Source organism: Anaeromyxobacter sp. Fw109-5 (assembly GCF_000017505.1).
GTDB lineage: Bacteria > Myxococcota > Myxococcia > Myxococcales > Anaeromyxobacteraceae > Anaeromyxobacter.
Genome location: NC_009675.1, coordinates 4,322,657 through 4,333,529, shown reverse-complemented (window position 1 = coordinate 4,333,529; position 10,873 = coordinate 4,322,657). Strand labels below are relative to the sequence as shown.

The 10,873-nt window shown below is 72.8% G+C and carries 11 protein-coding genes and 1 pseudogene; 6 read left to right on the top strand and 6 right to left on the bottom strand.

Annotated elements, in window-relative coordinates; translation table 11 throughout:
• Nucleotides 1-35: 35 nt before the first annotated feature.
• Entirely contained in the window at nucleotides 36-1,265 is a 1,230-nt protein-coding gene (locus ANAE109_RS19090) for a phosphatidylserine/phosphatidylglycerophosphate/cardiolipin synthase family protein (RefSeq protein ID WP_049768642.1), read from the bottom strand.
• A gap of 205 nt (nucleotides 1,266-1,470) precedes the next feature.
• On the opposite strand from ANAE109_RS19090, the gene ANAE109_RS19085 reads away from it, so the two are divergent.
• The 3 genes from ANAE109_RS19085 (at nucleotide 1,471) to ANAE109_RS25910 (ending at nucleotide 3,379) form a co-directional block, all read left to right on the top strand.
• Nucleotides 1,471-2,367: a DUF1207 domain-containing protein gene (locus ANAE109_RS19085; RefSeq protein ID WP_012098526.1), complete on the top strand. Its 897-nt coding sequence runs from the start codon at nucleotides 1,471-1,473 to the stop codon at nucleotides 2,365-2,367.
• 88 nt (nucleotides 2,368-2,455) lie between these two features.
• Nucleotides 2,456-2,857, top strand: a complete 402-nt coding sequence (locus ANAE109_RS19080) for a PaaI family thioesterase (protein ID WP_012098525.1) — start codon at nucleotides 2,456-2,458, stop codon at nucleotides 2,855-2,857.
• 81 nt (nucleotides 2,858-2,938) lie between these two features.
• Nucleotides 2,939-3,379: a hypothetical protein gene (locus tag ANAE109_RS25910; RefSeq protein WP_012098524.1), complete on the top strand. Its 441-nt coding sequence runs from the start codon at nucleotides 2,939-2,941 to the stop codon at nucleotides 3,377-3,379.
• A 277-nt stretch (nucleotides 3,380-3,656) separates the two neighbouring features.
• On the opposite strand, the pseudogene ANAE109_RS26220 reads toward ANAE109_RS25910, so the two are convergent.
• The 4 genes and pseudogenes from ANAE109_RS26220 to groES all read right to left on the bottom strand — a co-directional run.
• Nucleotides 3,657-4,016 (bottom strand): annotated as a pseudogene (locus tag ANAE109_RS26220) (tetratricopeptide repeat protein); the annotation flags it as partial.
• A 953-nt stretch (nucleotides 4,017-4,969) separates the two neighbouring features.
• The gene (locus ANAE109_RS19070; protein WP_143828020.1) at nucleotides 4,970-5,179 is read right to left on the bottom strand and encodes a hypothetical protein; all 210 of its coding nucleotides are present in this window, start codon (nucleotides 5,177-5,179) and stop codon (nucleotides 4,970-4,972) included.
• A gap of 205 nt (nucleotides 5,180-5,384) precedes the next feature.
• Nucleotides 5,385-7,028 carry a chaperonin GroEL gene (gene groL, locus ANAE109_RS19065; RefSeq protein WP_012098521.1) on the bottom strand — a complete coding sequence of 548 codons (1,644 nt, stop codon included), beginning with the start codon at nucleotides 7,026-7,028 and terminating at the stop codon, nucleotides 5,385-5,387.
• Nucleotides 7,029-7,068: 40 nt separating this feature from the next.
• Entirely contained in the window at nucleotides 7,069-7,362 is a 294-nt protein-coding gene (gene groES, locus ANAE109_RS19060; protein WP_012098520.1) for a co-chaperone GroES, read from the bottom strand.
• 435 nt (nucleotides 7,363-7,797) lie between these two features.
• Between groES and ANAE109_RS19055 the strand changes: the two genes are divergently transcribed.
• Nucleotides 7,798-8,409, top strand: a complete 612-nt coding sequence (locus ANAE109_RS19055; RefSeq protein ID WP_012098519.1) for a hypothetical protein — start codon at nucleotides 7,798-7,800, stop codon at nucleotides 8,407-8,409.
• Nucleotides 8,406-9,092, top strand: coding sequence for a hypothetical protein (locus tag ANAE109_RS19050; RefSeq protein WP_012098518.1), 687 nt, complete (start codon nucleotides 8,406-8,408; stop codon nucleotides 9,090-9,092). The genes ANAE109_RS19055 and ANAE109_RS19050 overlap by 4 nt, the downstream gene beginning before the upstream one ends.
• 109 nt (nucleotides 9,093-9,201) lie before the next feature.
• Here ANAE109_RS19050 and rpoZ read toward each other — a convergent pair whose 3' ends face one another.
• Nucleotides 9,202-9,468, bottom strand: coding sequence for a DNA-directed RNA polymerase subunit omega (rpoZ, locus tag ANAE109_RS19045; RefSeq protein WP_012098517.1), 267 nt, complete (start codon nucleotides 9,466-9,468; stop codon nucleotides 9,202-9,204).
• Between the two features lie 222 nt (nucleotides 9,469-9,690).
• Here rpoZ and ANAE109_RS19040 point away from each other — a divergent pair, with 222 nt between their 5' ends.
• Nucleotides 9,691-10,854: an aspartate kinase gene (locus tag ANAE109_RS19040; RefSeq protein ID WP_012098516.1), complete on the top strand. Its 1,164-nt coding sequence runs from the start codon at nucleotides 9,691-9,693 to the stop codon at nucleotides 10,852-10,854.
• Nucleotides 10,855-10,873 lie beyond the last annotated feature (19 nt).

Here is a 10,873-nt window from a genome sequence, read left to right as displayed (position 1 = left end):
GGAGCCGCGCCGACTCCCCCCGACGCTCGCGACCGCTACAGCCACTCGTCGAACAGCGACGCCGCGTCGCGCGCGACGTCCACGACCGGATCGCGCCGAGCCCACTCCTCGCGCGTGATCTCCTTCGAGCGCGCGAAGTCCTCGCGGAGGGTTCCCTCCAGGTGGACGGCGAGCGCGGGCGAGCGCGCCACGACGGAGCCCTCCTCGAGACGATCGAAGCTGAGCTGGTCCAGGTTGGTCGAGCCGATCGCCACCCAGCGGTCGTCCACCAGCATCGTCTTCGCGTGCATCATGCTGGGCTGGTACTCGAAGATCCTCACCCCGGCCGCGAGCAGCTTCTCGTAGGTCGCGCGCTGCCCGGCGCGCACGGGCGGGACGTCGTGGACGGGCCCCGGCGCGAGGACGCGGACGTCGACGCCCTGCCGCGCCTTCTCGGCGATGAGGTCCCGCAGCCCGTCGTCGGGGACGAAGTACGAGTTCGCGATCCACAGCCGCCTCGTGGCCGCCCCGACGAGGAGCTTCGTCATCGTCTCCGCGGCCGAGGCGCGATCGCCACGCGGCGAGCTCGCCACGAACGCGGCCTCCGTCTCCCCCGAGGCGGGCAGGTCCGGGTAGGCGTGGGGCGGCAGCGGCTCCCCTCCCGCCTCGCGCCAGCTCTGCTCGAACGCGCGCTGCATCTGCGCCACCACCGGACCGCGCGCCCGCACGGAGGAGTCGCGCCATTCGTCCTTCGCCCGGCCTCGGCCTTCCCACGAGGTGTGCAGTCCCCACCCGCCGGTGATGCCCACGGCGCCGTCCACGATCACGAGCTTGCGGTGGTTCCGCGCGGTGGGACGGGCGTCCGAGCGCAGCCCGTAACGGCGCACCTCGCAGCCGGACCGCTTCAGCGCCGCTTCCTGCCGGTCGTCGAACTTCGCCGAGCCGAACGGGTCCACGAGGATGCGGCACTCGACGCCGCGCGCGCGCCGCAGGAGCGCCTCGGTGATCCGGCGCGAGGGGCCCTCCTCGCCGCGCCAGATGAAGCTGAGCACGTGCACGTGCCGCCTTGCGCGGCCGATGTCCTTCACCATCGCGTCGAACACCGCCCCGTTCTCGATCGGGGTGAGCGCGTTGCCGCCGACGAGGTCGGCGCCGGTGAGCGCCTCGAGCTGCGTCTCCAGCGCTGCGGCGGGCGCGGGGTCCACGCGAGCTTCCGGATCGGACCGGCAGGCGTGCGCGCAGAGCGCGACGCCGAGCCAGGCCGCGCGGCGGGCGATCGGCCTCATCTCCGTAACGCTATCCACGCGGCGGAAGCCGTGCGTCGAGGCGCGGGCGCGAGATCGCGCGGGTGGGGCGCGGCGAGGGCGCTCATCCATCCACTCACAGCCACGGTTGGAGGTGGCCCCCGGTGGTGGACCTCGCTGGGGCCGCCCGGCGCGCTACGGTGTCGGCCGTCGTCCATGCGTGCGGCCGCTCACCGAGGAGGCGCCCATGAATCCGTTCTCCCGAGTCGTCCCGCTCGCCGCCCTGCTGGCCCTCGGCGCGCCTGCCGCCGCCGAGGAGGGGCGCATCCAGCGCTGCGGCGCGGGCGTCCACGCGGGGGAGGAGAGCGGACTCGTGTTCCTCCCGCAGGGCGGCCTGTTCTGCACGCTGGTCGGGGATCCCAAGGCGATCCGCACGTTCGCGTCGTACCTGCGGGGCGAGTTCCCGACCAGCACGGATGCGATCAGCGTGGGCTCGGTCGGCCTCGGCGACGGGTTCGCCCTCTTCAGGGTCGGCGGGCCGAACCCCGGCGAAGGGCTGCAGCTCGGCGTCGAGGCGGCGGTGTTCGCGCAGTTCGATCTCGACGCTCCCAGCGACGACCTCCTGAACGCGGACTACCTCATCGGCCTCCCGCTGACGTTCCGCCGCGCGGGGTTCTCGGCGCGCGCGCGCGTGTACCACCAGAGCTCCCACCTCGGAGACGAGCTGCTCCTGCGGAGCGAGAGCGACGTCGAGCGGGAGAACCTGTCCTTCGAGTCCGCGGAGCTGATCCTGTCGCAGGAGCTCGGGTGGCTGCGCCTGTACGCGGGCGGCGAATACCTCTTCAACCGCAGGCCGAGCACGCTCGACGATGGGGTGGCGCACGCCGGCGCGGAGGCGCGCGCCGGGCCCACGAAGGGCCTCAGGGTCGTCGCGGCCGTCGACGTGAAGTCCACCGAGCAGCAGGAGTGGGAGCCGGCCTTCGGCGTGCGCGCCGGCGTGGAGGCCGCGTGGTGGCGCCTCGAGGGACACCCGCCGCGGATCTGGAGCGTCCTCGCGGAGTACTACGACGGACCCTCGCCCTACGGGCAGTTCTTCGTCGAGTCGATCCGCTACGCCGGCGTGGGGCTCCACCTGCAGCTGTAGACGCCCCGAGCGCGAGGGCGAGCGCCGAGGCGACGCGCTCCGGGCGACCGGCTTTCCCGCGACGCCGCCGTTCGCTAACGTGAGCGGCATGGACGTCATCCGCGCCCGCATCCAGGCCGACCGGTTCGCCTCCGAGAACGGCATCACCCTCGTCGAGGTCCGGCCCGGGGCGGCGGTCGCGAGGATGGAGGTCGGCGCGCGGCACCTGAACGGCGTCGGGATCGTGCAGGGCGGCGCCATCTTCACGCTCGCGGACCTCGCCTTCGCGGCCGCGGCGAACTCGCACGGGGAGATCGCCGTCGCCATCGACGTCTCGATCTCCTTCATCCGGGCGGTGTCGGGCGGCACGCTGACGGCGGACGCGCGCGAGGAGGCGGTGAACCCACGGCTCTCGACCTGCCTGGTGCGCGTGACCGACGAGGCGGGAGCGCTCGTCGCGCTCTTCAAGGGGACCGCCTACCGCAAGCGCGGCGGCGGAAAGGCGGGGTAGGAGCGCCGCTCACCGCGGCCTGGGGGGCGCGGACCTCCGGGGGCGCGCTCGAGGCGCACGCGGTTCTGGTAGAGGTCGAGCGTGTTCACGATCGATCCACCCGCCGGCGTGCCCCGTGGCCTGGCGATCGCCGCCTACCTGGGGGCGGTGCTCGCGTTCCTGCTGGTGCAGGAGGTCGGCTTGCGCCTCCGCGACGAGGAGCAGCGGGCCTGGTGGGCCGGCACCGGGCGTGACCTGCTCAACGCAGCCGGCCTCGTCGGCCTCGCGGGGACCCTGCGCCTCCTGGGGCTCGCCTGGCCGGCGGCGCTGTTGCTGGGGGGCACGCTCACGCTCGCCATGTTCGGCGCGTCGGTGCTCGTCGCGACGCAGCTCGCGACGCACCACCGCCGGGCGTGGGGGTTCGTGCTCGGGCTCGCGATCGCGCTGCCCGTGCTCTTCTTCCTCGACGTCCTCGTCGCCGAGCTCGGCGCGCTGGTAGGAGCCCTGTTCCCCGCGGCAGCTTCGCCGCGGCCGGGAGGGTGACGCCCGCAGCGGCTCTGGGCGCCGGGGCGCCCGCGCCCGCCGGGGATCCGCTCGAGCCGACGCGGCACGTCCGCTCGAGGTGCTCGAGCCTCTCGGTGTACTCGCGGCGCACCTTCTCGGGCGCGGCCTCGGGGAGCACGTCGGTGGCGCGACGCTGCACCTGCAACGCCTCCGCGCACTGGCCGAGGTCGGCCATCACGCCGGCGAGCGTGTCGAGCGCGGCGGAGTCCCATGGCGCGAAGGTCGCCGCCTTCCGGGCGAGGGGAAGGGCCTCCCCGGACTTGCCCGCGCCGAGCAGCGCCCACGCCAGGTTGTTCAGGGCAATCGCGTTCTCCGGATCCGCCTGCACCGCGCGGCGCAGCGCGTCCTCCCGGCCAGCGGCGTCCTCCTGCGGCAGGTGCTCCCAGAGCAGCAGCCAGGCCCGCGCGTTCTCCGGGTGGAGCTCGACCGCGCGCCGCGCGTAGGCGAGCGCCTGCGCCGGCCGCGCGACCGCGCCCTTCGAGAGCGCAGGGACGTTCCCCGGATCCTCCGCGAGCGCCTCGTCCACCTCCGCGAGGACCGCTTCGATGCGGAAGGGCTTCCCGCGGTTCGTCCACGGAAGCGAGAGCCTCACGCCGTGCGCCTCGGACGCGGTCATGGCGCGCTCGCTCGGGCCGCTCGAGGGGGGCAGCCTCACGTCCTTGTAGGCGTACTTGCCGCTCGCCAGGTACCGCCCGAGCTCGTCGTCGAGCCGCTCCGCGCCGCCGGGGGCGGCGGGATCCCATGCCGGAAACACCTCCCGCCAGGCGGCGGCCGGGTCCTGCCCGCGGCCGAAGCGGACCTGCAGCTCGGCGAACTCGCGGGGCCGGCGGTTGTTCAGGAAGTGCACGAGCGCCCAGGCGAGGTCGTACTGGCGGGCGTCGAGGCGGCCCCTGGCGACGAGCACGGCGCCGATTCCGCCGTGATAGGGGAAGACGGCCTGGTAGCGCCAGGCGGGGACGCCGCCGAGGGTCGGCACGCCGATTCCCCCCATCGTCTCCATGAACGCGGCCGTGCCCTCCGCAAACCACGGTGGCTGCCGGGCGAAGGCGCGCGCGAGGACGTGATGGGTGAGCTCGTGGGCGATCACCAGGCGCTGCGCCTCGGCGAGCTCACCGGGCAGCACGACCGTCGTGCTCGACCGATCGTAGAACGCGCCGGCTTTCGGCGGCGCGAACAGGTCGAACTCCTCGATCGAGCGGAGCGCCACGACGCGGATCGCACCCGGCATCGGAGGCGGCGTGCGGAACAGGCCGTGGCGCACGGCGCCCAGGATCCGCTCCAGCTCGCTCGCGAGCTCGCGCGCCCGGCCCTGCGGCAAGTCCGTCTGGACGACGAAGTGCTCGCTGCGGAGCTCGCGCCACGCGGTCCCGCCCCGAGCCGGGCAGCGGAAGTCCTGCCGGCCGGCGTGCGCGCAGGCGGAGAGCGAGAGCAGGAGGAAGGGGATGACACGAAGCGTGCGCATCCCCGAACCATACGATCAGTGATGTCGGCGAGTCCATCCGCCGTCCACCGCTTCGCGCGCGCGCCGCGGCGCCGCGCGCGAGCCGCGTCGGACGAGGGACGGAACGACTAATGGTGCGTGCGCAGCGAGCGGCGCACCTTCGTGGCGACGGCGCGGGCCTTCTTCAACACCGGCTCCTCCTGCGCCTGCTCCATCTCCACGGGGTGGTAGTCCGTCGGCTCGAGCTGCTGCGCCGTCACGCCGGCAGGAAGGTCCATCCCCACGTCGCCCGGCCGCTCCACCGTCGCCCACTTCGTCCTGAGGGTGCGCTTTCTCATGCCGCGATCGTGCGCCCGCCGGAGCGGGAGGGTGCCGCGAAAGGCGGGGTCCACGTGCCGGGGCTGCCCCCGGGGGGCTGCGCCCGGGGGCCCAGCGCGAACTCCCCGCGATCAAAAAGAAAAGGCCGCCGGTCTCCCGGCGGCCCTTCGAGCCTGCGAGCGTCCCGTCAGCGCTTCGCCGCGAGGCGGCGCCGCCGGGAGGGGGCTACATCATCCCGCCCATGCCGCCCATGCCGCCCATCCCGCCGCCGGCGGGAGCCGCGGACTCCTCCTTCGGCTTCTCGGCGACGAGGGCCATGGTGGTGAGCATGAGGGACGCGACCGACGACGCGTTCTGGAGCGCCGAGCGCGAGACCTTGGTCGGGTCGATGACGCCCGACTTCACGAGGTCCTCGTAGTCACCCGTGGCGGCGTTGAAGCCGAAGTTGGTGTCCTTCGACTCCTTCACCTTGTTCACCACGATGGACGCCTCGTAGCCGCCGTTGCCGGCGATCTGACGGAGCGGCTCCTCGAGCGCGCGGCGGACGATGTCGAGGCCGAACTTCTCGCCCTCGCTCACCTTCACGCCCTCGAGCGCCTTCACGGCGCGCAGGTAAGCGACGCCGCCGCCGGGGACGATGCCCTCCTCGACGGCCGCGCGGGTCGCGTGGAGCGCGTCCTCGACGCGGGCCTTCTTCTCCTTCATCTCCGTCTCGGTCGCCGCGCCGACGTTGATGACCGCGACGCCGCCCACGAGCTTCGCGAGCCGCTCCTGGAGCTTCTCGCGGTCGTAGTCGGAGGTGGTCTCCTCGATCTGCGCGCGGATCGTCTTCACGCGCGCCTCGATGTCGGCCTTCTGGCCGGCGCCGTCGACGATCGTGGTGTTGTCCTTGTCGATGCTGATGCGCTTGGCGCGGCCGAGGTCCTTCAGGCTCACCTGCTCGAGCTTGAGGCCGAGCTCCTCGGCGATCATGCGGCCGCCGGTGAGGATCGCGATGTCCTCGAGCATCGCCTTGCGGCGATCGCCGAAGCCGGGCGCCTTCACCGCGGCGACGTGCAGCGTGCCGCGCAGCTTGTTCACGACGAGCGTCGCGAGCGCCTCGCCCTCGACCTCCTCAGCCACGATGAGGAGCGGCTTGCCCGAGCGCGCGATCTGCTCGAGCAGCGGGAGCAGATCCTTCATGTTCGAGATCTTCTTCTCGTGGATGAGGATGTACGCGTCCTCGAGGTTCGCGACCATCCGCTCCGCGTCCGTCACGAAGTACGGCGACAGGTAGCCGCGGTCGAACTGCATGCCCTCGACCACCTCGAGCGTCGTCTCGAGGCCCTTGGCCTCCTCGACGGTGATGACGCCCTCCTTGCCCACCTTCTCCATCGCCTCGGCGATGATGTTGCCGATGGTCTCGTCGCCGTTCGCGGAGATGATGCCGACCTGGGCGATCTCCTTCTGGTCCTTCGTCGGCTTCGAGAGCTTCTTCAGCTCGCCGACGATGATCTCGACGGCCTTGTCGATGCCGCGCTTGATCTCCATCGGGTTGTGGCCCGCCGCGACCAGCTTCGAGCCCTCGCGGTAGAGGGCCTGCGCGAGCACGGTGGCGGTGGTGGTGCCGTCGCCGGCGACGTCGGAGGTCTTGGAGGCGACCTCCTTCACCATCTGCGCGCCCATGTTCTCGAACTTGTTCTCGAGCTCGATCTCCTTCGCGACCGTCACGCCGTCCTTCGTGATGGTCGGGGAGCCGAAGCTCTTCTCGATGACGACGTTCCGGCCCTTCGGCCCGAGCGTCACCTTCACCGCGTCGGCGAGGGTGTTGACGCCCTTGAGGATCGCGTCGCGCGCCTTCTGATCGAAGATGATTTCCTTGGAAGCCATTCTGGTGTGCTCCGTTTCTGTGGGAGGAGAGGCGGGCTCGCTAGCCTTCGATCACGCCGAGGATGTCGTCCTCGCGCATGATGAGGTGCTCCTCGCCGTCGATCTTGATCTCGGTGCCCGCGTACTTGGAGAAGAGGATGCGGTCGCCGGCCTTGACGTCGAGCGGACGGACCTTGCCGTCCTCCTGGACCTTGCCGTTGCCGACGGCGATCACCTTGCCCTCGATCGGCTTCTCCTTCGCCGAGTCGGGGATGATGATGCCGCCCTTCGTCTTCTCCTCCTCCTGCACGCGCTTCACGATGATGCGGTCCTGCAGCGGGCGGATCTTCGTCATGGATGCCTCCTGGTGTGTTCCCGACGCGCCGCGCCGGGACGATGAGAAGGTCTGGACGCCGCTGGCACTCGACCTGACGGACTGCCAGCGGCGCGGCGGATCCTAACCACCGGCCCCGGGGTGTCAAGCGGCCACTGCGTCTTCGGAACATCTCGGAAAGCGGGGCTTTTCTCCGACGACCTGGCAGTTGCCCCGATCGAGTGCCGACTCCCCGGCTGGCACCCGGGCGGCCGGACTGCTCAGCGGCCGCGGCGCCGCGCCTCCCGCGCGGAAAATGGTCGGAGGTTCGCGAGGTTGCGGCGCGGTGTCGCAGGACGTAGCGTTTCGAGGGGGTGCTCGGCGCGGAGCGAGCAGAGCGCCTGGTCAGCAGCGCGCGGAGCGCCTCGTCAGGAACGCAGGGGCGCCTGGTCAGGAGGACGAGGAGGGCCCGGAAGCGTGAGCCAATCGATCCTGGTCGGCAAGTCGGCGCACGAGTGGTTCCGCGAGATGGTCGCGGACACGCTCTCCACCCGCAGGCTCAAGATCCAGGAGGTCACCGAGTTCTACCTCGTGAACCTCCTCACCCGGTTCCTCGAGAAGGAGCAGCTGTTCGTCGAGGAGGCGGACGGCAGCGTCCACGCGGAGCCGCTCGCCCTCATCCTGCTCCGGGCGCTCGAGGCCGATCGGCGCGCGCGGACTGCGCACCTGCGCCGGCTCGGGGACACGGCGCTGTTCGTCTCCGGCTTCTTCGCGGACTCCATCTCGCGGTCGGCGGTCGACGTCGACTACTACATCGCCATGGGCGAGCGGGCGTACTCGGCGCTGGCCGAGTCGGAGCGCGGCCTCGACGCGCTGTACGCGGAGCTCTCCGGCCGCTTCGAGCAGTTCGTGGATCTGTTCGCCGAGATCGCGGAGCTGTCGGAGCTCCGCTCGAACCGCGGCCTCGTGCGGCTCTACGAGCGCTTCCTGCACACGCGCTCCGAGCGCGTGGCGCACCTCCTCCGCGAGCGCGGGGTCGCGCTGTTCGCCGGTCCGGGCGCCCCGCGGAAGGGAGAGCTCCCGCAGTGACGCGCGAGGCGCGCGGCCGGGCGCGGGAGACGCTCGCGTTCCTCCAGGCCGAGCTCGAGGCGATCTACGCGGTGCAGGCTCCGGGCGTGGCCGCCTTCCTCGTCGGCGGAGAGGCGGCGCGGGCCGCGGGCCGGATCCCGCAGGCGCCGGAGGAGCTGCTGGTGCTCGAGGAGGAGGACGGCGTCGCGCTCGGGCTGTACCTCGACGACGCGGTGATGGAGACGGCGGCGGCGGCCGACCCGCACCACCCGCGCCCGCGCCTGGTGGCCCGGTCGGCGCTCGCGCGGATCGCCTGCGCGGCGGAGGGCGTCTCGCACTTCGTCTACCTCTCCTTCCGCGCCGCGGCAGGGCGGCCGGTGTCGCTCCTCGAGCTGGAGGCGCAGGCGGAGGTGGACAAGTTCGTGCTCCTGCTCCTGCACCTGTGGAGGCGCGGGCTGCGCCGGACGAGCGGCGCGCTGCGGCGACGCCTGTTCGAGCGCGTCCGCTACCACCCCCACCTCGGCGCGGAGGCGCTCGCGCGCTACCGCGAGGCGAACCGGCTGGGCGACGGGTACGCGCGCTGGCTCGAGGGGCGGTTCGTCGAGGGCGCCGACATCGAGGGGCTGCTCCGCGAGCTGCGCCAGACCTACCGGCTCGGCGGCGGGGAGAAGCTCGCCTATCTGGGCGCCCGCTCGATGCACTGAGCGCTTCCAGGAAAGCGCGCGGGGCGCCCCCGATTCGCTCGGGCGCGCCCCGTGGATCGAGCGGCTCGCCGCCGCCGAGCCCCGCTCGTCGCGAGCGGGCGGAAGGCGGCTAGCGCAGCGTCCGGGTCTGGCCGGCCGGGATCGTCGACTTCTCCTTGTCGAACTTGCCGGACAGCGCGTCGCGGACCGAGCGGTCGAAGCGGACCTTGCCCGTCGCGATCTCGCGCAGCGCGACCACGGGGGCCTTGTTCTTCGCGTGCCCCTGGAGCGGCCGGGCGCCGGCCATCAGCTGGCGGGTCCGCTTGGTCGCGAGCAGCACGAGCGCGAAGCGGTTGTCGACGAGGGGGAGGCAGTCTTCGACGGTGACGCGGGCCATTGGGCGGTTCCTTCTCTCCGAGACGTCGGAACGGCGGAAGATAAGGGGGTCTTCCTCGGGGGTCAACCGCGCTGCGCGGGCGGCGGGCGAGCAGGCGGGCCCGACCCGCCCGGGCCGGGGACGATATCCCACCCTCGCGCCGCTCCCGGCGGGCGCCCGCGCGCCCTCCCGGCCCTTTACCGCCAGGCGGCTCGCGGGCATCCTCCGCGCCCGGAGGCCCCCATGCCCGTGGTCGTGCAGAAGTACGGCGGCTCCTCGGTCGCCGACGTCGAGAAGATGCGCAAGGTGGCGGCCAAGGTCGCCGCGACCAGACGATCCGGCAAGGACGTGTGCGTCGTCGTCTCGGCGATGGGCGACACGACCGACGAGCTCCTCTCGCTCGCCAAGCGGGTCGCGGCCGCGCCGCCGCGGCGCGAGCTCGACATGCTCCTCACGGCCGGAGAGCGGATCTCGATGGCGCTCCTCTCCATGGCCCTCCAGGACCAGGGCGTCGACGCCATCAGCTTCACGGGCAGCCAGTCGGGCATCATCACCACCGACGCGCACGCCTCCGCCCGCATCGTCGAGGTGCGGCCCTACCGCGTGCAGGAGGAGCTCGCGCGCGGCAAGGTGGTCATCGTCGCCGGGTTCCAGGGCGTCTCGCCGCGCAAGGAGGTCACGACCCTCGGTCGCGGCGGCTCGGACACCACCGCGGTCGCGCTCGCCGCGGCGCTCGGCGGCGACTGCGAGATCTACTCGGACGTGGCGGGCGTCTTCAGCGCCGATCCGCGCGTGGTCCCCGGCGCGCGGCGGCTCGACGCGCTCTCCTACGACGAGATGCAGGAGCTCGCGCAGGCGGGGGCGAAGGTCCTGAACGCCCAGGCCGTCGAGTTCGCGAAGGAGAAGGGGATCGCCATCCACGCCCGGTCCACCTTCGGCGGGGCCGAGGAGACCGTCGTGCGCGGCGGGACGCACCCGGAGCGCATCGCCGGCGTCGCCACGCAGAAGGAGCTCGCGCTGCTCGGCCTCCCCGCGGAGGCGCTGCCGGCCGTGCTCGAGCGCCTCGAGGGACGCGGCGCCGTCGCGGCGGAGATCGCGATGCCCGGCGAGCGGGCCGGCCTCGTGCTCGCGCTCGACAACGTGCACGACTGGGACGTCCTCTCGCGCGCGCTCCGCGCCGACGTGCCGGGGATCGAGATCGCGGACGAGGGGCTCGGCGCGGTGTCCGTCGTGGGGACGGGGCTCTCGGCCGGGCACCGCGTGCTGCGCGAGGTGACGGGGGTGCTCGGCAGCCTCGGCGCGCCGGCCCGCGCGCTGTTCACCTCCGCGCTGCGCGTGACGGCTTACTGCGACGCGCGCGCGCTGCCCGAGGCCGCACGCGAGCTGCACCGGCGGCTCATCGGCTGACCCCCGTCCGCGGCCGATC

Coding starts and splice junctions, on each gene's coding strand:
- ANAE109_RS19085 (WP_012098526.1), top strand. CDS start 1,471: ATGAATCCGTTCTCCCGAGTCGTCCCGCTCGCCGCCCTGCTGGCCCTC.
- ANAE109_RS19090 (WP_049768642.1), bottom strand. CDS start 1,265: ATGAGGCCGATCGCCCGCCGCGCGGCCTGGCTCGGCGTCGCGCTCTGC.
- groES (WP_012098520.1), bottom strand. CDS start 7,362: ATGACGAAGATCCGCCCGCTGCAGGACCGCATCATCGTGAAGCGCGTG.
- ANAE109_RS19040 (WP_012098516.1), top strand. CDS start 9,691: ATGCCCGTGGTCGTGCAGAAGTACGGCGGCTCCTCGGTCGCCGACGTC.
- rpoZ (WP_012098517.1), bottom strand. CDS start 9,468: ATGGCCCGCGTCACCGTCGAAGACTGCCTCCCCCTCGTCGACAACCGC.
- ANAE109_RS19080 (WP_012098525.1), top strand. CDS start 2,456: ATGGACGTCATCCGCGCCCGCATCCAGGCCGACCGGTTCGCCTCCGAG.
- ANAE109_RS19070 (WP_143828020.1), bottom strand. CDS start 5,179: ATGAGAAAGCGCACCCTCAGGACGAAGTGGGCGACGGTGGAGCGGCCG.
- groL (WP_012098521.1), bottom strand. CDS start 7,028: ATGGCTTCCAAGGAAATCATCTTCGATCAGAAGGCGCGCGACGCGATC.